Source organism: Actinacidiphila cocklensis (assembly GCF_907177275.1).
GTDB classification, from domain to species: Bacteria; Actinomycetota; Actinomycetes; order Streptomycetales; family Streptomycetaceae; genus Actinacidiphila; species Actinacidiphila cocklensis.
The window spans coordinates 43223-65328 of the sequence record NZ_CAJSLV010000060.1 but is presented as its reverse complement, the minus strand read 5'-3'; the positions used below and the strand labels follow the sequence as shown (position 1 = coordinate 65328).

At 68.3% G+C, this 22106-nt stretch carries 13 protein-coding genes, 1 tRNA gene and 6 pseudogenes; 10 read left to right on the top strand and 10 right to left on the bottom strand.

Annotation, left to right across the window (positions count from 1 at the left end):
- Window positions 1–31: 31 nt before the first annotated feature.
- The 4 genes and pseudogenes from lacZ (at window position 32) to NFU81_RS21335 (ending at window position 7197) form a co-directional block, all read left to right on the top strand.
- Complete coding sequence (gene lacZ / locus NFU81_RS21350; protein ID WP_422665243.1) at window positions 32–3772, top strand: beta-galactosidase, LacZ type; 3741 nt, start codon at window positions 32–34, stop codon at window positions 3770–3772.
- A 208-nt stretch (window positions 3773–3980) separates the two neighbouring features.
- A pseudogene (locus NFU81_RS21345) lies at window positions 3981–5068 on the top strand (integrase core domain-containing protein).
- 39 nt (window positions 5069–5107) lie between these two features.
- Window positions 5108–5413: pseudogene (locus NFU81_RS21340) on the top strand (cytochrome P450); the annotation flags it as partial.
- Window positions 5410–7197 (top strand): enoyl-CoA hydratase/isomerase family protein, encoded by a 1788-nt coding sequence (locus NFU81_RS21335; RefSeq protein WP_251492274.1) that lies wholly within the window; start codon window positions 5410–5412, stop codon window positions 7195–7197. The pseudogene NFU81_RS21340 and the gene NFU81_RS21335, both read left to right, overlap by 4 nt.
- 132 nt (window positions 7198–7329) lie before the next feature.
- Here NFU81_RS21335 and NFU81_RS21330 read toward each other — a convergent pair whose 3' ends face one another.
- Window positions 7330–7863, bottom strand: a complete 534-nt coding sequence (locus NFU81_RS21330) for a CbrC family protein (RefSeq protein ID WP_251492272.1) — start codon at window positions 7861–7863, stop codon at window positions 7330–7332.
- A gap of 117 nt (window positions 7864–7980) precedes the next feature.
- Between NFU81_RS21330 and NFU81_RS21325 the strand changes: the two are divergent.
- Window positions 7981–8385 (top strand): annotated as a pseudogene (locus tag NFU81_RS21325) (transposase); the annotation flags it as partial.
- 4 nt (window positions 8386–8389) lie between these two features.
- Here the strand turns inward: NFU81_RS21325 and NFU81_RS21320 are convergent.
- Both NFU81_RS21320 and NFU81_RS21315 read right to left on the bottom strand, forming a co-directional pair.
- Window positions 8390–8857 (bottom strand): hypothetical protein, encoded by a 468-nt coding sequence (locus NFU81_RS21320; RefSeq protein WP_251492270.1) that lies wholly within the window; start codon window positions 8855–8857, stop codon window positions 8390–8392.
- A 328-nt stretch (window positions 8858–9185) separates the two neighbouring features.
- Window positions 9186–9304, bottom strand: a tRNA-Glu gene (locus tag NFU81_RS21315).
- A 344-nt stretch (window positions 9305–9648) separates the two neighbouring features.
- Here NFU81_RS21315 and NFU81_RS21310 point away from each other — a divergent pair.
- Window positions 9649–10242, top strand: a complete 594-nt coding sequence (locus tag NFU81_RS21310) for a hypothetical protein (protein ID WP_251492268.1) — start codon at window positions 9649–9651, stop codon at window positions 10240–10242.
- A gap of 497 nt (window positions 10243–10739) precedes the next feature.
- Here NFU81_RS21310 and NFU81_RS21305 read toward each other — a convergent pair whose 3' ends face one another.
- On the bottom strand, window positions 10740–10910 hold the full coding sequence (locus NFU81_RS21305; protein WP_251492266.1) for a hypothetical protein: 171 nt from the start codon (window positions 10908–10910) through the stop codon (window positions 10740–10742).
- 522 nt (window positions 10911–11432) lie between these two features.
- Window positions 11433–13115 (bottom strand): FG-GAP repeat domain-containing protein, encoded by a 1683-nt coding sequence (locus tag NFU81_RS21300; protein WP_251492264.1) that lies wholly within the window; start codon window positions 13113–13115, stop codon window positions 11433–11435.
- Between the two features lie 1030 nt (window positions 13116–14145).
- Between NFU81_RS21300 and NFU81_RS21295 the strand changes: the two genes are divergently transcribed.
- Entirely contained in the window at window positions 14146–14757 is a 612-nt protein-coding gene (locus tag NFU81_RS21295) for an RNA polymerase sigma factor (RefSeq protein WP_251492262.1), read from the top strand.
- Complete coding sequence (locus NFU81_RS21290) at window positions 14754–15470, top strand: hypothetical protein (RefSeq protein WP_251492260.1); 717 nt, start codon at window positions 14754–14756, stop codon at window positions 15468–15470. The genes NFU81_RS21295 and NFU81_RS21290 overlap by 4 nt, the downstream gene beginning before the upstream one ends.
- 170 nt (window positions 15471–15640) lie before the next feature.
- Here NFU81_RS21290 and NFU81_RS21285 read toward each other — a convergent pair.
- From NFU81_RS21285 to NFU81_RS21275, 3 genes and pseudogenes are all read right to left on the bottom strand, one after another.
- Window positions 15641–16731 (bottom strand): annotated as a pseudogene (locus NFU81_RS21285) (integrase core domain-containing protein).
- A 280-nt stretch (window positions 16732–17011) separates the two neighbouring features.
- A complete protein-coding gene (locus tag NFU81_RS21280) occupies window positions 17012–17476 on the bottom strand; it encodes a hypothetical protein (protein WP_251492256.1) in 465 nt (154 codons plus the stop codon).
- A 574-nt stretch (window positions 17477–18050) separates the two neighbouring features.
- Complete coding sequence (locus tag NFU81_RS21275) at window positions 18051–18557, bottom strand: hypothetical protein (protein WP_251492254.1); 507 nt, start codon at window positions 18555–18557, stop codon at window positions 18051–18053.
- Window positions 18558–18985: 428 nt separating this feature from the next.
- On the opposite strand from NFU81_RS21275, the gene NFU81_RS21270 reads away from it, so the two are divergent.
- Both NFU81_RS21270 and NFU81_RS21265 read left to right on the top strand, forming a co-directional pair.
- Entirely contained in the window at window positions 18986–19648 is a 663-nt protein-coding gene (locus NFU81_RS21270) for an IS5 family transposase (RefSeq protein ID WP_251492252.1), read from the top strand.
- On the top strand, window positions 19600–19773 hold the full coding sequence (locus NFU81_RS21265; RefSeq protein ID WP_308208310.1) for a transposase: 174 nt from the start codon (window positions 19600–19602) through the stop codon (window positions 19771–19773). Before NFU81_RS21270 ends, NFU81_RS21265 begins: the two co-directional genes overlap by 49 nt.
- On the opposite strand, the pseudogene NFU81_RS21260 reads toward NFU81_RS21265, so the two are convergent.
- Both NFU81_RS21260 and ctaD read right to left on the bottom strand, forming a co-directional pair.
- Window positions 19730–20262: pseudogene (locus tag NFU81_RS21260) on the bottom strand (hypothetical protein). The gene NFU81_RS21265 and the pseudogene NFU81_RS21260 overlap by 44 nt on opposite strands.
- 148 nt (window positions 20263–20410) lie before the next feature.
- A pseudogene (ctaD, locus tag NFU81_RS21255) lies at window positions 20411–21912 on the bottom strand (aa3-type cytochrome oxidase subunit I); the annotation flags it as partial.
- Window positions 21913–22106 lie beyond the last annotated feature (194 nt).

The window sequence follows — 22106 nt, the reverse complement described above, 5'->3', positions numbered from 1 at the left end:
CCATCACGGTTCCACGCATTCACGGGAGACGATGATGACCGACCCGCAGGACCAAGGACGATCCATCCGTCGGCGCACGGTTCTCGGCGGGGGGCTCGCCGCTTTGGGGGTCGTGGCCCTGCCGGGCGGGATCGCGTCGGGCGCGCCCGGCGCGGCACCCGAAGTCGCGGCCGCGTGGGTGGACCCGCCCAACGGTTACCCCGAGTGGAACAACAACATCGGGATCTTCGAGGTCAACTCGGAGCCGCCGCACGCGACCTCCATGCCGTACGCCGACCTCCAGCAGGCGCTGGACGCCGACCGCACCACGTCGCCGTACCGGCTCGACCTCACCGGGACGTGGCGGTTCAAGCACGTCGCCAAGCCCGCCGACCGTGACCTGAACTTCCACCGCACCGACGTCGACGACACCGCCTGGCCGACCATCCCGGTGCCCGCCAACTGGCAGCAGCACGGCTACGACTTCCCGATCTACACCAACTACACCTACCCCTGGTGGGGCGCCAACGGGCAGAACGAGAACGCCCAGCCGCCGTTCGCGCCGACGCGGTTCAACCCGGTCGGCCAGTACCGCCGGCGGTTCGACCTTCCGACCGCCTGGCAGGGGCGGCGGGTCCACCTGCACTTCGAGGGCGTCAAGTCCGGGTTCTACCTGTGGGTCAACGGAACGAAGGTCGGGTACCGCGAGGGCTCGTACACGCCGGCCGAGTTCGACGTCACCGACTACGTCCAGGCCGGCTCCAACCTGGTCGCGGTCGAGGTCTACCGGTTCCCGGACGGGGACTGGATGGAGGACCAGGACATGATCCGGCTGTCCGGGATCTTCCGGCCGGTCTTCCTGTACTCGGTGCCCGCGGTGCACCTGCGCGACTTCACGCTCACCACCCCGTTGCGGGACAACTACACCAACGCCGACCTGGCGGTGAAGGTCTCGGTGCGCAACCGCGGCGCGCAGCAGTCGGGGACGTACTCGGTGGAGGTCCAGCTCTACGACGCCAACCGGCAGGCCGTCTGGCCGTCGCCCCTGCGGGTACCGGTGAACGTGGGCGCGGTGCCGGTCGGGCAGGACGCGACGGCGCAGGGTTCCCAGGCCGTCCAGGGCCCGAAGCTCTGGTCGGCCGAGCACCCGAACCTCTACACCGCCGTGCTGCAACTGCGCGACCCGTCCGGCGCGGTCACCCAGACCGCGTCGGCACGGGTCGGCTTCCGCGAGTTCACGCTCTCGGGCGGCCTGATGCGGATCAACGGTCAGCCCGTGTCGTTGCGCGGCACCAACCGGCACGAGACGAACCCCGACCGCGGGCAGGCGTTGACCCGCGAGGACATGGTCACCGACATCAAGCTGATGAAGCGGCTCAACATCAACGCCGTCCGGACCTCGCACTACCCCAACAACGCGGTGTGGTACGACCTCGCCGACGAGTACGGCATCTACGTCATGGACGAGGCCAACCTGGAGACCCACGGCGTGCGGGACAACTACCCCGACTCCAACCCCGCCTGGACCGCGGCCGTCGTGGACCGGGCCGTCCAGATGGTGCACCGCGACAAGAACCACCCGTCGGTCGTCATCTGGTCGCTCGGCAACGAGGCTGGCGGCGGCAGCAACTTCGTGACGATGCGCAACGCGATCCGCTCGGCCGACCCGACCCGGATCGTCCACTACGAGGGCGACAACCGGCCCGAGGTCAGCGACATCCGGTCCCGGATGTACGAGAGCCCGTCCACGGTCGAGGGCCGCGCCAGGGACACCTCCGACACCCGCCCGTACGTGATGATCGAGTACTCGCACTCGATGGGCAACTCCAACGGCAACTTCAAGGAGTACTGGGACATCGTCCGGCGCTATCCGGTCCTGCAAGGCGGGTACATCTGGGACTTCGTCGACCAGGGCCTGCACCGGCCGATCCCGTCGGGCAGCAGCGGGACCTACCTCGCGTACGGCGGCGACTGGGGCGACAACCCCAACGACGGCAACTTCTGTGCCAACGGCATCCTCACCGCGGACCGGCGGCCGGCCGGCAAGGCGGCCGAGGTCAAGCGGGTCTACCAGGCGATCACCGTCTCGGCGGGCGCGGACGTCACCAGCGGGGTCGTCAAGATCACCAACGAGAACCTATTCACCAACGTCAACGAGTTCACCGGCCGGTGGGCGCTGGTCGCCGACGGCACAGCCGTCCAAAGTGGAGCGCTCACCGCCGCGCAGCTCGACATCGCGCCGTTGACGAGCAAGACCGTGCAGCTGCCCGTGCAGCGGCCGACCGCCCCGGCGCCGGGGGAGGAGCACTTCCTCGAACTGTCGTTCACCCTTACGACCACCACGGCCTGGGCCGACGCGGGGTACGAGGTGGCGCGGCAACAGCTCCCGGTGAACTTCTCCAGCCCGCCCGTCGTGCCGACGCCGGTGGCGGACGTGCCGGCGTTGACGGTCACCGAGGCCAGTGACCGCGTCACCGTGGCGGGCACGGACTTCACCGTCGTCTTCGCCAAGGCGACCGGCACGATCAGCTCGTTCGACGCGATGGGCGTGCGGCTGGCCAACTCCGGCCCGGTGCCGAACTTCTGGCGCGCGCCCACGGACAACGACCGGGGCAACAGCCAGCCCAGCCGCAACGGCACCTGGCGGCGTGCCGGCCTGGACCGGACCGTGACCGGGTTCTCCGTCAGCAAGCCGTCGGACCGCGCCGTCCGGATCGCGGTCACCGGCACCCTGCCGACCAGCACCACGTCGACGTACACCACGACGTACACGGTGTACGGCAACGGGGAGATCAAAGTGGACAACACCCTGCACCCCGGGGCGACCAGCCTGCCGTACATCCCGGAGGTGGGCACGATCCTGTTCCTGCCCGCGGACCTGGAGCAGGTGCACTACTACGGCCGTGGGCCGGAGGAGAACCACTGGGACCGCAACAGCGGGTCCGACGTCGGCGTGTACTCCTCGACCGTCTCCGGGCAGTGGACCGATTACATCCGGCCGCAGGAGAACGGCAACAAGACCGACGTGCGTTGGGTAGCGCTGGTCAACGGCAGCGGCCGCGGCCTGCTCGCGTTCGGCGAACCGCTGCTGGAGGTGAACGCGTCGCACTACACCCCGGAGGACCTGTCGACCGGTGCCCGGCACGACTACCAGTTGACGCCGCGGTCGGAGGTCGTGCTGCGGCTCAACCACCGCCAGATGGGTGTCGGCGGCAACGACAGCTGGGGCGCGCAGACTCTGGACCAGTACAAGCTGTTCGCCGACCGGGACTACTCCTACACCTACCGGCTGCGGCCCCTGCCGGACGTCGGCCAGGCCCTGGCGCTGTCCCGGCGACCGGTGGAGACGGCGGGCGGCGGCAGCGGTCCGCAGACCGGCGTGTACTACCGGCTGGTGGCCCAGCACAGCGGCAAAGCCGCGGACATCAACGGCGCGTCCACCGCGGCCGGCGCGCTGCTGATCCAGTGGCCGGTGTCCAGCGGGCTCAACCAGCAGTTCGACTTCGTCGACTCGGGTAGCGGCTACTACCGGATTCGGGCGCGGCACAGCGGCCTGGTGTTGCAGGTCGCGAGTTCGAGCACCGGCGCCGACATCAGCCAGCAACCCGATTCCAACGCCGCGAGCCAGCAGTGGCGCGTGGTGGACCAGGGCGGCGGCACGGTGAACCTGGTCAACCGCCAGAGCGGCCTGGCGATGGACGTGTTCAACGCGTCGACCGCCGACGGCGCCCGCATCTCGCAGTGGACCCCGGGCGGCGGTGCCAACCAGCGCTTCGCCCTCCAGCGCGTGTGAGCCGGTAGTCCGGGTGCGGACCAACCTGGCGCAGGTACCGAGGTACCTGCGCCAGGCCGGTCCCCATTGACCCTGTAGGTGCCGGATATTGCATCCGCGCCGGTCACAGCCCTGGTTCGGGGTCCGCGGTGCGCGGTGGCAGTTGAGCGTCCGATGCAGGGAAGGCTGCTCGTGGAGCCGCCTCGGCCGGCTGCGAGGATGCTCGACTGTGCTGTTGCGACTTCCGTATCCCTCACCCTGTCGACCGCCGTCAGCTTCATACGACTGCTGCCGATGAGCAGCCACGAGAAAGACCTGGAGATCCTGGCCCTACGCCACCAACTGGTCGTCCTGCAGCGGCAGACAGGCAAGCCGCAACTCACCTGGCCCGACCGGGCACTCCTCGCGGCGCTGCTCCACCACCTTCCCCGGGAGCGGCTGCGTCAGCTCCACCTGATCGTCTCCCCCGACACCGTGCTGCGCTGGCATCGCAAGTTGCTCCGACGCCGCCACGCGAAAGCCTCCCGTCCCAAGCGCCCGGGCCGGCCCCGCACCGTCCGGTCCATCCGCGTCCTGGTCCTGCGCCTCGTGCACGAGAACCCCAGCTGGGGGTACAGACGCGTACACGGCGAACTCGCCGCACTCGGAATCAAGGTCGCCGCCTCCACCGTGTGGAGCATCCTCAAGGAACACGGCATCCCGCCCGCGCCCGACCGGCAACACACCACCTGGGCGACCTTCCTTCGCTCCCAGGCCGAAGCCATCCTCGCCGCCGACTTCTTCGAGACCAAGACCCTCACCGGCGCGTCCCTGACCGTCCTGACGGTGATCGAGCACGCGACCCGACGCGTCCGCATCCTCGGCGTCACTACGCAACCCACCGCTGCCTGGGTCACCCAACTCGCCCGCAACCTGGCCATGGACATCCAAGACTCCGGAGCAAGGATCAAATACCTGATCCGCGACCGCGACGTACGCTACCCCAGCAGCTTCGACTCCGTACTCGCCGATCAGGGCGTCGAGGCCGTCAAGACCGGGGTGAAGATGCCCCGCATGAACGCGATCATGGAACGCTGGATCCGCTCCTGCCGAGCCGAACTACTCGACCGCACCCTCATCTGGGACCAAGCCCACCTGCACGCCCTACGCGAATACGAACAGTTCCACAACGAACACAGACCCCACCGAGCACTCACCGGCGCCGCACCCCTACGCCCTCTCCCGGAAACCCTCGAATCCAACCAACTCGCCCACCTCGACGTCCGCAGACACGATCGCCTCGGCGGCATACTCCACGAGTACCAACATGCCGCATGACCAGCGCGGACGTGGTTCTCGGCACCTACAACGCCGGCCGGCTGTGACATCGCAGAGGGGCAGCTCGTCCACGCGATCGTCGGGGCCGCGCACCGCGACCCCCGGCGGCATCGCGACGCCGACGACTTCGACGTCCGCCGCACCGACCAGGGGCACTTGGCGTTCAGCGCCGGCGTCCATTACTGCTTCGGGGCGCCGCTGGCGCGGCTGGAAGCGCAGACGCTCCTGGCCGGCCTGCTCCGCCGCCCCGCACTCATCTCGGCCGGGGAGCCGCGGTGGGCGCCGGGCCTGGTGTTTCGCCGGATCATCGACCTGCCCCTGAGCCTGGGCGGAGCAAGCCGATGACGCTGACCGCCCCCGACGCCCCGGCGTTCACCGCGCTGGACGTCCGCCGCGACGGCGCGGTTTTGCATGTGCAGTTGTGCAGCGGCCCGGGGAACGTCCTCACTGCGGAGTGCATCCGGGAACTGACCACCCTGCTCAGTGCGGTGCGTGACGAGTCCGAGGTCCGGGTAGTCATCCTGGCAGGCGCGGGCGACGACTTCTGCCTCGGCGGCGACCGCCGGGGGATCACGGCGTCCCTGCAAGCGGACCCCAGCGGCGCGGCACTGCGAGCATCAACCCAGGGTGCGCGAGAACTATGCGAGGTGCTGGAAGCCTTGCCCGCGGTGACGATCGCCCGGCTCCACGGCAGGGTCGTCGGCGCCGGCCTCGCGCTTGCCGCCTTCACCGACCTGCGCATCGCCGCCACCACCTGCCAACTGCGGCTGCCGGAGATCGGACTGGGGATGGCGCCGGCGTGGGGCGGGGCACTGGGCCGGCTCATCTCCGAGGCCGGGGCGGCGCGCATTCGGGAGCTCCTGCTGACCGGTGCACCGGTGGACGCCGCGGCGGCCGGGCGGATGTCGCTGGTGCACAAGGTCTGCGGCGAGGAGGATCTGGACGCCGAGGTGGAGGCCTGGGCCAGGCCGCTGTCTCGGTGGCCGCAGCAGGCGGTCGCCACCACCAAGCTCATGCTCCGCGCCCACGCTGGCAGGGACCGTCTCGTTGACGGCGCACCTTCGACGCATTCGTCCTGGCAGCGTTGGCCACAGCCGGGCCGTAGGCGTTTGCCAGGCCCACCCCGTTGGCCGGGCCGCGGGCCGTGGCTCAGTGCTGTACGGACGCACGCCCGCCTGCGTGTGCGCCATCGTGGCATGGGGCGGACCCCTTCTTGTACTTTGCCGAGCGGGCGTACGCGGCATCCGTATGCTCCCCGCATGAGGCTCTTTCGATCGCGGGGTCGAGCCGACGCCAGCCAGGTGACGAGATCCCCCGTGTCCCAGGCGACAGCCCTGTATATGGCTGGGCGCTATGTCGCGGCGGAGGCCGAGGCCCGCGCCGTAGCCGCGGCCCGGTCCTGGCGGCCTGACGATCAGTACGCGCTGGTGGCGTCGAGCATCGCCGCGCTCGCGATGAGCGCCCAAGGCCGCCAGGCCGAGGCCGCCGCCGCGTACGACGTTCTGCTGCCGGACTTCGGCAGGGTCTTCGGCGCCGAAGACCCGCAGACCCTGAAACTGCGCTCGGACCGCGCCCGGGTGATAGCGATGCTGGGCCGTCACGCGGAATCCGAGGCGGAGTGCGCGGCCGTCGGCCGGGGGGCGGCGACCGGCGCAGGTCCGGAAATGCTGCTCGTGGCGGTTGCCGCTCGCATTGGGCTGATCTTCGCCCTCAACGCGCAGGGGCGACACGTCCAGGCCGAGGAGTTGGCCCGCGAGGCGCTCGGCGCCCGTCACGAAGCGGACCGGTTCACCTTGCTCCTGCGGCTCGGTCTGGCTCGCAGCCTCAACGGACAGGCCCGCCACGAGGCTGCTCTCGCCGAGGCGGAGCGCGCCGATGATCTGTTCCGCAGCCTGTCCGAGGAGGAGCGCCGCTCAGAGACCGGCGCCGTCGAACTGGCCATGGCTACTGCAGTCCTGGGCCTGGGCCGCAGGAACGAGGCTCGTACCTGGGCTGCAGCCGCCCACGAGGCTTGCCTGGTCTGCTTCGGCCCGGACCATTACTACACCGCTGAAGCCCGGGCGCTGCTCGACCGCATAGACGGCGACCGAACTGCGGCGGACCCGCTGGGAGCCGCACCGCTGGACTGACGGGGAAGATGGCGCCGATCGGCGTCACCCTCGCCGGTGGCCGATCTCGTCGGCACACCGACGGCCGTGTCCACCCATCAGGGCGAAGGCCCGCCCCCCTGGGATCTGGAGGTACCGCAGACCGTAACGGCCCTACGATGCGTCGACGTAGGCGAGATGGGCCGTGCAGACCGTGCAGCGGAAGAGCATGGCAGTCGCCGATTCACCCAGGTGGTTCAGGAACTGCTCAAGCTGGGCTTCGTCCCGCCAGCCGTCGAGGCGCATGTCGGCCCGCAACTGGGCGAGAGCATCAGGTCGCGCCGCCAGTACGGCGTACCCGACTTCGCCTACGTAGGCGGCCGCGGCCTGGCAGTGGACGAGCCAGTGGGGATCCTGCCAGGCGTGGAACCCAGGGGTGCGGCGGGTGACCTCATGAAGGACCTCGTCGCTGACACCGTCGAGCCCAATGGAGTCGACGAACTCGCCCGCGAATCTCTCGGCCGCGCTTCCGTCGGCGATACACCACGGGCAGAAGTGCCCGTCGACCTCGCGGGCGGTGTAGAAGGTCGCCGTGTAGATCCAGCCCCTGTCGCGCTCGCAGCACGCACATGCCTCGGCGGCAGCGCGGATCGACCCACTGGCGACGGGATCCGGGTGATAGCGGAAAAACGGCAGGTCGACCTTCACCGCAGCCTGCCCCTCCACACCCTCGTATCCACAGCCACTGTTCCCATGCCAGGCAGTCTCTCCGCGAGGGCCGTCCGCGATCAAGAGCCGACGTCGATCTCCAGCCCCAACCGCGTGAGACGGTCGAAGATCGACCACACCTGGGCCGCCATTCGATCGATCCGCGCCGCCCATCCGGACGGCGCCCCGATCTACGTGATCCTCGACAACCTCTCCCACCTGAAATGGACAATCCGCACGTGGGCTGCCCAGAACAAGGTCGATCTGTGCTTCACCCCCACCTATGCCTCCTGGGCCAACCCGATCGAGGCCCGCTTCGGACCCTTGCGGCAGTTCACCGTGGCCAACTCGAACCACCCCAACCACACGGTCCAGACCCGCGCCCTGCACACCAGCGTGCGGTGGCGCGACCACATCCGCCGCCACCCCGACGTCCTCGCACCGCAGCGACGCGAACGCGCGCGCATCCGAAGCGAGAGGCACATCCGCTGGGGCGGCCGGCCCGCCACGATGACTGCCTGAGCAACTACACCTGCTCCTGAAACACCCTGATCTCGGCCGGCGTGAATGCTCTGACCGTCGTCCAAGCCGAGCGCTCGGTCAGCTCTCGGGCCCATTCTTCGAGATCAGCTCCATCACCGTGGAAGAACCAGGAGTCGAAGCTTCCCAGGGCTTCCAGGGCACGTTCGGATCCGTATCGGATCTCGCAGTGGACCTGCACGTAGTGGTCGTGATCACCATCGTCGTCGACGACCTCGAACTGCCGTGTGAGGTCCACCATGAACCTCGCCGGACCGTCGAAAGAGTAGGTCCCGTACTGGAAAAGGAGGCCATCAGTATCAGGAGCGTCCGAGACGTCGAACCGCAGTCGGCTGAAACGGAGGAAGGCCCGCCAGACGCCCTCAGAGCCGAGACCAGCAAGCTCCTGATGCCCCGCTCCAAGCTCGCCTTCAAGCAGCGCCACAGCGTCATCTATCGGCGGCCTCCGCGCCATCCCGCCTCCTTCACCACAGCAATTCAGCCTACTCAACCCGGCAAAGGCTCCCGGTCACAGCACTCGTCATCGGTCGCTGCGGTCGGGGGCGTTGTGGAGGAAGCAGACCTCGGCAGCGGCCCACGCTCACCGGCTGCCGGTGCTGATCTGCAACGTCGACGTCCACCGGCGCTGCGGCAGGATCTGATGCGCCGCCACCCGCAGACCGGGGCGGTTGAGGCGCGAGCCGCGGCGGGTTTCTGTTCACGAGTTCCGTGTCTGGCTCAACTACTGTGGACCGGCAACCGACGTCGCCATGCTTGCACTGGACTAAGTTCCAGGTCGGCTGCGGTGCCGACGGGATTTGAACCCGCGGACGGATAGGGGCAGGCCCGCCCCGCCTCCATCAGTCGCCGTGAGAGGGACCTCGCTCACGGCGATCGCAATGGGCCGCTCTGCCACGGCACCGCAGCCTGCGAGAATGCGCGCCATCCCGCTCCGGCTCACGGTAGAGGATCGTCCTGCGTACGGCGAGCCGTTATCCACCACCGGCACCGGCTGCAGCAGACCCCAGAAGTTGAGCCAGAACCTGTTCTCGTGAACAGAGCCACGCGGCTGGCAGCTGGCGGAATTCACGGGGAAGACGGCATGGTCCCGTACCCCGTCCTCACCTGTGTGCCCCCGTGAGTTCTCATGCTGGTACGGCTTGTAGCATAAGCGAGTTCCTGCGCGCCGTATATCGGCTGGTGGCGGCAGTATGCGGGTACGATCCGCTTCCAGCCCCGCGATCCACCACCGTGAAGGAACGACTCATGTCTGAAGACCAAGCACCCAGTGTCAAGGCGCAGTACGCCGCCCAAGTGGCTGCAGACCTTCAGCGCAACGCCGAGGCACAGGAACGGGTAGCTGCCGAAGTTGCCTCGCTCGATGCGCAGTTGCAGGTGCTTCGGCAGGATCAGGTTCTCCTGCTGAGTGTGCAGCGTGCCCTGGATGATGAGGCGGCCGACACCACGGCTGAAGGTGAGGTTGCGCAGGTTCCTGAGCAGCGGTCTGGCACCTCCCGGTCCGCTCGATCCCCGCGTAGGAAGGCAGTTGCCTCCAGGCCCGGCAAGGGCAGTGCCGCAGGGACAAGCCCGAAGGTGCGAGGTAGGAGCGGCGGGCCGACGCTCGTCTCCTTGGTCGGCGGTTTCCTCGGTCAGAACTCGGGGCCACACTCGGCCGCCGAGATCACCGCCGCTCTCGCCCAGGGCCATCCTGACCGGGACATCAAGGCCACGGCGGTCCGCAACGCTGTGGAGGGGCTTGTTGCTAAGGGGCAGGCGGGCCGCACCCGGCAGGGTTCCTCCGTCTTCTACACCCCCGCGAAGGACAAGCCGGCCGATGCGCCCGAGCCTGTCACGGCATAAGTGTGCTGCCCGAGTTCCGCACTCCAGGGCTGCAGTTGGGGTTGAGGCCCGCAGGTCCGTGCCATCTGCCGACCACGGGCGCCCACGGCACAGCGCGAGCGATAGGGCCTGCCAGGGGCTCACCGGGGCGGTCACGGGCAGCGCCGGCCAGTCGTCCGCGGTGTGTCGCAGGTCCCCACGAACAGGGTGCCCAGCGGCGCATCGAGCGGCGCTAGGACATCCTCGGCCATGCGCGACCGGGGTCCGCGGCTGCGGGTGTCCGGTGAAGTGGCACAACGCTGGCACCAACTGGTCGACGGGTACAGCCAGCACGTGGGCGGCCCGCTCGATACGGAAGGACACGCCCTTCGTCTTTTCGCAGGGCGTGCGGCTGGGCTCTCGTGGTGACCGGTCGACGTCCGTTCGGCGCCGGCCGGTGTCGGGCGTTCTTCCCCTCGCAGCCGGGGCATCAGATCACTCGATCGGGTGGAGTCCCCGGCACAGGCCACGACTCAGCGTCAGGTGAACCACCCGCTGTTGCCTGGCTTGCCGACCGTGCGCAGGTCGCGCAGGGCCTCCTCGACTTGGAATCGCGCTTCGTGCTCGGCGGTGCGGGAATCGGCTACGGCGTCGCCTCGCTCCTCTACGAGCTCGTCGTAGATCGGTGAGTCGTGCTTGCTGTCCGACATGTCGTTTCCTCCCCGTGTCGCCCAGGCAGGGCGAGCTATCGATTCTACGAGGGCCAACAGCCGCATCGGATGGCGCCCCGGGGCAGGTTCGTGCCAGGCGCACGGGCCTCCGGCGGCGATACCTCGGAGCGTGCCGAGTCACACGGGCACCGGGACTGGTCAGGGGCCGCTCGCGCAGGAACGCCTGTCGTGAGAGGGCCGAGATGGTCTGTCCTGCGCGTTCTGGGGCTATCCCACCCTCACCGGCGGCGGCGACCTCACCCGCGACGGCATCGCCGACCTGTGGCTCTGCGCAGGAACCGGCCAAGCCGCGCCTCGCGAACCGCACCTGGATCGGCGGCGGACGGCGGGGCTACAACCTGATCCTCCGAAGACGGCAGCGGACCCGGCGTCCGAAGGGGCGTGTGACGGGGGGGCAGTCGACCGCTGTCGTTCGTCACGGCGCGCAAGCGACCTGCGCGAACGAGGGCGCTGAGACCGTGCCGCATGCTCAGCGCCTTCGTCACAGCGGTGCCGGATTGGTCAGAGGAGCGTGTTGTAGATGTTCATGCCGCCGCCGGCGAGGGTGCGGCCGGCGTAGGGGGCGGCGGGGTTGCCGGTGCCGCGGTAGTACCAGAACGTGCCGGCGGAGTCGCGGGCGACGAGGTCGGGGTGGCCGTTGCCGGTCATGTCGCCGATGCCGACGATGCTGGTGTAGCCGTGCCAGCCGCCGCTGATGCGGACGCGGCCCGCGTAGGGGGCGGCGGGGTTGCCGGTGCCGGGGTAGTACCAGAGGACGCCGGAGCTGTCGCGGGCCAGCAGGTCGGGGTGGCCGTCGCCCGTGATGTCTCCGGCGCCGACGATCCGGTCGTAGATGGTCCAACCGGTGCCCACGCGGATGCGGTTGGCGAACGGGGCCTGGCTGTTGCCAGTGCCGCGGTAGTACCAGAGGACGCCGGTGGCGTCCCGGGCCAGCAGGTCGGGGTGGCCGTCGCCCGTGATGTCTCCGGCGCCGACGATCCGGTCGTAGATGGTCCAGCCGGTGCCGACACGGATGCGGCGGGCGAGCGGGGCCTGGCTGTTGCCAGTGCCGCGGTAGTACCAGAGCGCGCCGGAGCTGTCCCGGGCGACGAGGTCGCCGGTGCCGTCGGCCTTGAGCGGACCGAGGGCAGTGATCATGTTGTAGATGTTCCAGCCGGTGCCGACGCGGGTCCGCGGAGCGAAGGTGCCGGGACGGGAAGCGATCGGGGTGGCCTGGTGCTGCCACAGGACGCCCGCACTGTCGCGGCCATAGAGGGTGGCGCGTTCGCCGGCGGGGATCGAGTCAGCGGTCAGGTCTACTCCTCTCGTGGACTCGGCGTAGGGTCTGCCGTCACCGCCGATGGTCTGGAAGTGGATCCACAGTCTGCCCGCGGGCAGGCCCCAGTCCGCTGTGAGATGGAAGGACTCTGTGCTCATGCCGTTACCGGTCCACGGCCTGAGAGGGACCTGCACGCTCAAGGACCCGTCGGGGTCCAAGGTCCAGGGCTCGGAGGCGTAGGAGGTCCCGTCGGGTGAGTACCCGACGTGGAGGCCGGTGGCCAGTTCCTCCACGGTGTAGCCGGCGGCGGCGAGCATGCTGGCGTGGAGCGTCAGGCGGGTTGCTGTTCCGCCCGCTACCGACAGGCCGTCCTGTGTCGCCACCATGACCGTCACCGCCTGGGTATTGCCCGTCGCGATCGCAGGAGGTGATGCGGCCGGCATGGGCGCCCCGTCCGGGGTGTACCAGGTCGTCGACACTTTCGGCTCGCTGACGAGGATCTCGCCGCCGGCGTAGGGGCCGCTGTGCGCGATCATCGTGTCGTCGGCCCCGTTCAGCACCCGTGCACTGACGTAGATGGGGCCCGGGATCGGGGCCTGGGCTGAGACGTGCAGGTGCGTCGTTCCTGCCGGCAGCGGTGCGCCGGGGATGCCGTTGTGGTCGCTGTCTTCCTTCCCGAGGGTGAGGGTCGGGTTCTCGCCGGCACTGACGGCGATGGGCAGGACCGTGCCCGCGTCGTCGGTGATCCGCAGGCGGTTGCCGCCGCCCGAGAACTCCAGGCGTATGTACGCGTCAGTCGCCGTCGGCTCTGCCACGGTGAGATCGAGATTTCCCGGGTCGCCGTAGAGGTCGATGTGGGTGTCACCGACGGAGATGCCCGCCGCAGGGGGCGGGGTGTCCGCCGCAGCCGATGACGATGCGCTCACAGCCGTACCCGCGGCCAGAACCACGGCGGCCGCAGCCGCAACGCGAGAAGAGGAAACGTGCTTCACGTGCGCAATCTCCAGGATTGTCGGGCGGGAACATGCAGTACCCAACTGGAATGATAGGAGCAGGCAGGAGAAGCCCGATCGCCCGCCCGGAGGGCTCCGCGTGCCGGGATACCAGGCCGTCGTGCTCGGGTCAGAAGCGCGGAGGCCCGGCCGGCGGCAACGACCACGACTCCGCGTCTGCGTCCGCCCTTCGGACGCCCATGCCGCACAGAGCGCGGTCGCAGTGCCGGGGAGGCTCGGCAGATACCTGCCCCGCCCTCAGGGGGTGTCAGGCCGCCGCCAGGTCCCACCTCGTTGGGTACTTGTCGCGGTGTGCGGCACGTCCATGACGACGCGGTGGGCGATGCCGGGTCTGTGCTCACCTCGAGCGCCCGGCGAGCCCGGTGGCGGTCCCGACCTGTCCGGCAGCCCGTGAGATGCGAGCTGCCACCTGGCGTTCACCCCTACGGCTGCCGGCCTGTGTCGCTGCCGCGCGGACAGCGGCCTTGTGCATCTCGGCGACCGGGGCCGGGAGTTGCTGGTGCAGGAGTCCATTGGGGCTCGCACGTCCCAGCGGGCGCCGTGGCCTCTCCTGCCAGGGCTCGGGTGTGCAGGTGCCCGCCGATGAGCCACCAATGATTGCGTTCGCTCCTTTTGATTCTTGTGGACCCTCTGAGTACATGATCCTTTCTGAGGCGAATCGACCCGCGCGTGATCTAGAGCACACTACGACCCGGTTCTGATCAATTGTGCAATTGCATCTGACGTAGCGCCAGGTCAGGAGCACGAACCTCGATGATCGTTCAACTCGTTGTATCCAGTGATCATCTCTGCGTGATTTTCCTGGGCGTCCCATGCGTGACGCCTGCGCGTAATCGCTTAGGTGGTGCCAAGGCCGCACTCCCCCGGCAACGACGCGGGGCGGGGCGCGGCAACCCTCAAGGAACGGGACAGCGATGACGCCCATGCACCGCCGGAGGCCGGCATGAACAACGACGCGCCGAACCAGGCCGCCGCGGCCCCCGACAGCCAAACCGTCGGTGCCCTGCCGCACCTGCCGCTGGAGTACGAAGCCTTCTACCTGGGCCACCAGGCGGCCTTCCACGACTACGCCGAGGTCAACCTCGGCCACCACGAGAACGCAGTGGAGACCGTGCACCGCGGCTTCCTGGAGATCCTCGGCAGCTGGGAGACCCTGCTGAGCGCCGGCAACCTCGAACAGCAAGCCTGGGCCATCATGCGGCGCCTGGTCACCACACAGCTGGAGGCCGACGGCCGCCCACCGGCCCTGGTGATCAACGGCCCCATACACCGGGCGCTGAGCACCACCCAGATCCTCGATGCGGCCCGCGACCAACTGCAGTTGATGGACAGCAGCCGCGGCCTGTATGCCGCGATAGCCGACCTGCCCGCCCGCCAGAGCGACGTCATCGTCCTGCGCTACGTGATCGGTTACGACAGCGCCCGGATCGCCTGGCTGCTGGGCCTGAAGAACGAGCGCACCGTCGACTACCAGCTGCGCAGGGCCAGGGAACGGCTCCGCGTCCAACTCGGCCTGCCCGCCGAGACCGCACCCCGGAGAGGAGCACGCCCGTGACCCCCAGCCTCGACACCCTCCTTGCAGACGCCCGGATCCCCACATCCTCGCACGCCTTCGACGTCGCGGCCGGCCTGCGGCGCCTGGCCGCGGACGCCGTGACCGGCGCACCCACCCTTGAGGTCGTCCGCGCCTCCCAGGCCGCACGGCGACTGAGCATCATGTGCCGGTGGGCGCTGAACGCCCCCGACGCAGCCACCCACGTCGGCCGGCTCGTCCAGGACCCGGCAGAAGACCGCCGCGCCGCCGACACCGACGCTGCGAACCTGCCCACCGCCGAGCGCCACGCCTTCGAAGACAAGCTCGACATCCAGGGCGCAGCGGTCTTCGCGTGCCTGCTCAGCCTGACCGACCAGCCCGAGAGCGCGCAGTTCTGGTGGCAACTGGCCGCGGGCGCCGGCAACCGGGTCGCCGCGTACTGCCTGCACCTGCACCACCTCGTCCTCGGCGAGACCCGCGAAGCACAGCACTGGTACCACCAGGTCATTCGGACCATCGAAGACTGCGTCGACCTCGCTGATACCGCCTTCATTGACGGACTGGGCACGGTCGCCGGCTACCGCGGCCGCCACAGCCCGGCCACCGGCGCTCCGCTCGCCAATGGTCTGGAGGTCGAAGTCGACCGGCTGGCCTCCCGCCATCCCAGCGGCATCGTCAGCCGCCCCGACCGCCAACTCGCCGACCGGCTGGCGGACTTCGCCAAGGGCCGCTGAACCCCACAGCAGACCCCGCCAGCCCTTCCGGCAGAAAACAGCAAGGAGTCCTGTCCGACCACGGTTTGCCGGCCCCGGCCGAACGGACTCCTCACCACAGCGTTCCCGAGAACAGGACCACTTCATGCAGGATAGGACGTTGTAGGTGCCGAGAACCACGTCCGCGCTGGTCATGCGGCATGTTGGTACTCGTGGAGTATGCCGCCGAGGCGATCGTGTCTGCGGACGTCGAGGTGGGCGAGTTGGTTGGATTCGAGGGTTTCCGGGAGAGGGCGTAGGGGTGCGGCGCCGGTGAGTGCTCGGTGGGGTCTGTGTTCGTTGTGGAACTGTTCGTATTCGCGTAGGGCGTGCATGAGGTGGGCTTGGTCCCAGATGAGGGTGCGGTCGAGTAGTTCGGCTCGGCAGGAGCGGATCCAGCGTTCCATGATCGCGTTCATGCGGGGCATCTTCACCCCGGTCTTGACGGCCTCGACGCCCTGATCGGCGAGTACGGAGTCGAAGCTGCTGGGGTAGCGTACGTCGCGGTCGCGGATCAGGTATTTGATCCTTGCTCCGGAGTCTTGGATGTCCATGGCCAGGTTGCGGGCGAGTTGGGTGACCCAGGCAGCGGTGGGTTGCGTAGTGGCGCCGAGGATGCGGACGCGTCGGGTCGCGTGCTCGATCACCGTCAGGACGGTCAGGGTCGCGCCGGTGAGGGTCTTGGTCTCGAAGAAGTCGGCGGCGAGGATGGCTTCGGCCTGGGAGCGGAGGAAGGTCGCCCAGGTGGTGTGTTGCCGGTCGGGCGCGGGCGGGATGCCGTGTTCCTTGAGGATGGTCCACACGGTGGAGGCGGCGACCTTGATTCCGAGTGCGGCGAGTTCGCCGTGTACGCGTCTGTACCCCCAGCTGGGGTTCTCGTGTACGAGGCGCAGGACCAGGACGCGGATGGACCGGACGGTGCGGGGCCGGCCCGGGCGCTTGGGACGGGAGGCTTTCGCGTGGCGGCGTCGGAGCAACTTGCGATGCCAGCGCAGCACGGTGTCGGGGGAGACGATCAGGTGGAGCTGACGCAGCCGCTTGTGGGGAAGGTGGTGGAGCAGCGCCGCGAGGAGTGCCCGGTCGGGCCAGGTGAGTTGCGGTTTGCCTGTCTGCCGCTGCAGGACGACCAGTTGGTGGCGTAGGGCCAGGATCTCCAGGTCTTTCTCGTGGCTGCTCATCGGCAGCAGTCGTATGAAGCTGACGGCGGTCGACAGGGTGAGGGATACGGAAGTCGCAACAGCACAGTCGAGCATCCTCGCAGCCGGCCGAGGCGGCTCCACGAGCAGCCTTCCCTGCATCGGACGCTCAACTGCCAGCGCGCACCGCTGACCCCGAACCAGGGCTGTGACCGGCGCGGATGCAATATCCGGCACCTACAGGGTGTGGGGCTGTAATTTTGAAGAGGTTGTCGCCGTGAGCGCACCCCCGACAGGTGTGTGGCGCCACTCCGACCGTTCGGCCGGGCGGAAACGAAATCGTGGCCGAAGTCCAAAGGGCTCCGGCCACGACCGCGATGATCAGGGTCAGTCGCCTGAATAGCCGAAAATGCCCACGTGGGTGGGCTGGTCGTCGGTGTGCAGGATGACGTAGATGCCGGTCCATCGCATGCGGCACTCTTCGAGCAGGGACTCCTCGAAGCGGTGGGCCCGGTGGGCTGCGGCGATTTGCTCCTCATATTGCTGGACCGTGGGACGGTCGGTCCCGAAGTAGTGAGCGAGGCGGCCCGGGGCCAGCGGACGCAGGCTGTTGTAGTCCTCGTCCTTGTCAGGGTCCGGGACGTCGGTCGTGTGGACGACGCGTTGGATGTCGAGGATCGAGTGGGTGCCTTCTTCGCCCATGAAGTCCTCGTCAGCATGCAGGTCTGCGAGGCTTCGGTAGGTGCGGGCGTCGCCGTACTTCTGGTGGAAGATCTGTGCGTGCAGGGCCTCCAGGGAGGCCTCGACGCTCCCTGCGTAGGGGGTGATGTACTCCCACGTGCTGGCTCCCATTGCGCCGCCTTTCCTTGAGCGAGATCGGCGTCACCCTAGATGAGGGGTGTGACAGGCGGCGGTTCGGCCGGACGGTGGCCGAGATTCCGGGTCGTTCTAGCCTCGGCACCTCTTCTGGGTGCGATGTGCCGCCTGTGAGCAGGCATCTCTGTGTCAACCGGCAGAACCGGCCGTGGCCGGACGACGACAGCCTCGTGACAGCAGACCGGGCTCACACAACTGCACGCCGCCAGGCGGAACAGCGCTTCCTACCGCTGACGCCCACCCGCTGTCACCAAGGTGTCTGCTCACACCCCCGACAGCGGATTCTTCGTCGCAGGTCAGGCTATCTGGCTGGGGCATCGGGTGATCGTGCTGCTCGCGATACGGGCGCGGCCCCGGTGTGCTGCCAGGCCAAGGGGCGCCCTTCGTCGTCTCAGAGTTGCGGAAGGTGATTCCGCGAGTTCGGGGCGTGCTCCTCGTTCTCCCTGGGCAGGCGGGGAGGTCCGTCCTGCTCATTCAAGAGCAGGACGAGACGGGTGCAATGGCCACCCTCTTGTGCAACATCATGTGGACGCCTCCACCCGTCGCTGACCTACTCGACGACGGTCCCCCCCAGCACCTGCGCAATGCGGGGTGCCATTTTCCTGCTGAGGGCGAGGGCGTCGTCCCCGACGCTGGCGAGGCTGACGGCCCAGGTGTCGCCGATGACGGCCACCCTTTCTGCGCTCTTGGAGAGGTCGGCCCACTTGGTCACTGCTTCGTGGTTGCGGAACAGGTTGATCCCGGAGTCGCCGGGCGCCGGCCCGGGTGTCTCGGTGATGAGGACGTCCCAGGAACTGGTTATGTCCTTGTTGGTATCGGTGAGGTCGTTCCAGTAGAGGTTCGCTACGGCGAATCCGGCGGCTTCGAGCGTGTCGGCAATGGCCCGCGCAGTGGTGTAGTGGCCGGTGGCGTCGTTCGCCGCGGGCGTTCTGGCGGCGCCTTGTGCGGCTGAGGGCGTCACGGTCTGGGTTCCGGTCGGCTCAAGGGTGGCCCAGACGACGGCTCCGATGATGAGCCCGGTGATGCCCGTGGTCGCGATGACGGTGCGTCTGTGCATGGTCCCCCCATGGTGCTTTGGTGCGGTGCGCCGCACTTTCTCATGTCTGCGGCTGCCGAGCAGTAGATTCTTACCCATCGCCTTGTCGCGGCGGTGCTCCTTGCTGGGGTGGGCGCCCCACCTCCGGGCGCCCGTGGGCGGCTCAGCTTGTTGTTTAAGTCGCTGTTGTCGTTCCGACCGTGCGGGATGCGGTTCGAACCGGGGTTCCCGTTCAGGTGGTGGTTGCGGGGTCGGCGCATGAAGGTGGGGCCTTCTGAACAGTTCGATGGTGTCGAATCAACGAACAACGTCAGGAGGCCCCGGTGTTGGAGTGTTCCGTGTCGATGGCAGGGCAGTCCAGTTCCGTCACCCCGGGGTGTGACTGCCTGGCGCACCAGTTCGGAAACGCCGCCGACAACGGCACGCGCCGGCCCCGGTACCCGTCGGACATGACGGACGCGGAGTGGGTCGTGGTCCGGCCGCTGCTGCCGGTGCCGGGCTGGATGCGGGGCCGGGGCGGGCAGCCGGAGGCATACTGCCACCGGGCCATACTGGACGCCATCCGCTACCTGGTCGACAACGGAATCAAGTGGCGGGCCATGCCCGCCGACTTCCCGTCCTGGGACCGCGTCTACGCGTTCTTCCGCCGCTGGCGCGACCACGGCCTGGCCCGGGAGTTCCACGACCGGCTGCGCGCGGCAGTTCGCACTCGTGCGGGCCGGGACAGCGAGCCGACGGCCGCCGTGATCGACTCCCAGTCGGTCAAGGCCGACGCCGTGGTGGGCGCGGACAGTCGCGGCTTCGACGGCGGGAAGCTGATCAACGGACGCAAGCGGCACCTGGTGGTCGACACGCTCGGCCTGCTGCTGGGCGTGATGGTCACCGCTGCGGATGTCGGGGACCGCACCGCCGCGAAGGTCCTGCTCCAGCAGGTGGCCGGCGCGCATCATCGGCTGGCACTGGTCTGGGCGGCGGCTACACCGGCAGCCTCGTCGAGCACTGCCTGGCCGTACTCGCGCTGGTCCTGGCCATCGTCAAACGCAGTGACGACCGGAAGGGCTTCGTGGTGCTGCCCAAGCGGTGGATCGTGGAGCGCACCAACGCCTGGCTGATGCGCACCCGACGCCTGGCACGCGACTACGAACGCCGCACCACAAGCGCCGAGGCGATCGTCTACTGGTCGATGAGCCTGCTCATGACCCGCCGCCTGGCCCGGCCACACCCTTCCCGAGCATGAACTGGCCCGGCGAGAGTTCGGTCAGCCAGCCCCGCGCGACCAGGCGTTTCGCCTTCGACCGCAAACCCTCCACTCGCGCCGGCACCACGTCCATCCCGAACACTGCGGCCATCTCCTGGCAGATCAGGTGCCCTTGATGCAGCCGGGACCGGTCCGCGAGGATCTGCACGATCCGTTGGTAGTCCACCGACAGCACCGACCAGGCAAGCCCTTCACGCCACACCGGCACCTGCGACCTCGGCTTGACCCCATCCCCGGGCGGCGACGGCGCATCCGCGTCCATCGGGATCGAGGTGACCTCCGTCCCGGTGGTGCCGGCGCCGGGGGCCAGGACAGCGTCGACCCGCCTGCGGGCACCGTCCATTCCTGCCATTCCAGCTCAGCCGCAGCCAGCTCGGCCTGGATCCGATCGGCTTCCTCCCGCAACCCGTCGACACGACGGCGAGCAGCGAGCTCGTGCTGTTCCAGCAGTCCGACAACTGACGGCATCCAAGCCTCCCAGGCGAGCGACAACCCGACAGACCACAACTCCCACCGAGTCACCGTCCCTATGCCCGACCAGGCAAAACGCCGCCCTCAAGCTCGGAACGACAACAGGGACTAAGCGCACGATCTGACGCCGATGTTCCTCAGACCCCGTCTTCCACACGTTGTAGAGGAAGGGAAGGATCGAAAGGCCGAGCAGGAACGAGCTGATCGTGGAGATGGTGGCAGCGTGGTGAAGCCGTCGGAGGCCAGGTAGTCGGCGTACCGGCGGGGCATGCCCTCGGCGCCCAGCCAGTGCTGGACGAGGAAGGTGCCGTGGAAGCCGAAGAAGAGCGTCCAGAAGGTGATCTTCCCGAGCCGTTCGTCGAGCATCTTGCCGGTCATCTTCGGCCACCAGAAGTGGAAGCCGGCGAACATCGAGAACACCACGGTGCCGAAGACCGTGTAGTGGAAGCGCGCCACCACGAAGTACGAGTCGGACACGTGGAAGTCCAGTGGCGGCGCGGCCAGGATGACACCGGTCAGGCCACCGAACAGGAAGGTGACCAGGAAGCCGACCGACCAGAGCATCGGGGTCTCGAAACTCAGCGACCCCTTCCACATGGTGCCGATCCAGTTGAAGAACTTCACACCCGTCGGCACCGCGATCAGGAAGGTCATGAACGAGAAGAACGGCAGCAGCACACCGCCGGTGACGCACATGTGGTGCGCCCACACCGTGATGGAAAGCCCGGCGATGGAGATGGTCGCCGCGACCAGGCCGATGTAACCGAACATCGGCTTCCGTGCGAAGACCGGAATACCCTCGGAGATCATGCCGAAGAACGGCAGCGCGATGATGTACACCTCCGGATGCCCGAAGAACCAGAAGAGGTGCTGCCACAGCAGCGCGCCACCGTTTGCCGCGTCGAAGACGTGCGCCCCGAACTTCCGGTCGGCTTCCAAGGCCAGCAGCGCACCGGCCAGCACCGGAAAGGCGAAGAGAACCAGAAGCGAGGTGAGCAGCACGTTCCAGACGAAGATCGGCATGCGGAACATCGTCATTCCGGGTGCGCGCATGCAGATGATCGTGGTGATGAAGTTGACCGCACCGAGGATGGTGCCGAAGCCGGACAGCGCCAGACCCATCACCCACATGTCCCCGCCCACGCCCGGCGAGTTGACCGCGCTGGACAGCGGCGAGTACGCGAACCAGCCGAAGTCCGCCGCGCCCTGCGGGGTGACGAAGCCGCCGATCGCGATCAGCGACCCGAACAGATAGAACCAGTAGGCGAGCATGTTCAGCCGCGGGAACGCCACGTCGGGCGCACCGATCTGCAGCGGCATGATCCAGTTCGTGAAGCCCGCGAACAGCGGCGTCGCGAACATCAGCAGCATCACGGTGCCGTGCATCGTCTACGCCTGGTTGAACTGCTCGTTCGACAGGAACTGGGTCCCCGGCCTGGCCAGCTCTGCCCGCATCAGCAACGCCATGACCCCTCCGACCAGGAAGAAGCCGAACGACGTACACAAATACAGCGTGCCGATCATCTTGTGGTCGGTCGTGGTCAGCCACGAGACCACCACGCCACCCGGGCGCCTGAGCCTGGCCGACACTTCGTCCTCGTAAGTATCGTCCAAGCTGGCCGGTTCCGCTGTATCGCTCGTTGTCATCTGCTGGTGCCCCCGGTCGCATCAGCACCGGTCCAGGCTCTCGTCAGACCGCCGCTTGACAAACCAGCCCCGCCGATCCGTCAGCCCAATGGAGCAGCCAACGGCCGCCGCCTCACGGCGGCCTTCCCTCGATACCCGGGCGGGTATTTGCGTCACCCCTGCGTACCCCTTTACGGTGGTCGGTATACCCCATA

Excerpts from the sequence above, each read along its gene's own strand:
- NFU81_RS21270 (WP_251492252.1), top strand. The coding sequence starts at position 18,986 with ATGACGGACGCGGAGTGGGTCGTGGTCCGGCCGCTGCTGCCGGTGCCG.
- NFU81_RS21280 (WP_251492256.1), bottom strand. The coding sequence starts at position 17,476 with ATGGGAGCCAGCACGTGGGAGTACATCACCCCCTACGCAGGGAGCGTC.
- NFU81_RS21310 (WP_251492268.1), top strand. The coding sequence starts at position 9,649 with ATGTCTGAAGACCAAGCACCCAGTGTCAAGGCGCAGTACGCCGCCCAA.
- NFU81_RS21295 (WP_251492262.1), top strand. The coding sequence starts at position 14,146 with ATGAACAACGACGCGCCGAACCAGGCCGCCGCGGCCCCCGACAGCCAA.
- lacZ (WP_422665243.1), top strand. The coding sequence starts at position 32 with ATGATGACCGACCCGCAGGACCAAGGACGATCCATCCGTCGGCGCACG.
- NFU81_RS21275 (WP_251492254.1), bottom strand. The coding sequence starts at position 18,557 with ATGCACAGACGCACCGTCATCGCGACCACGGGCATCACCGGGCTCATC.
- NFU81_RS21305 (WP_251492266.1), bottom strand. The coding sequence starts at position 10,910 with ATGTCGGACAGCAAGCACGACTCACCGATCTACGACGAGCTCGTAGAG.
- NFU81_RS21335 (WP_251492274.1), top strand. The coding sequence starts at position 5,410 with ATGACGCTGACCGCCCCCGACGCCCCGGCGTTCACCGCGCTGGACGTC.
- NFU81_RS21320 (WP_251492270.1), bottom strand. The coding sequence starts at position 8,857 with ATGGCGCGGAGGCCGCCGATAGATGACGCTGTGGCGCTGCTTGAAGGC.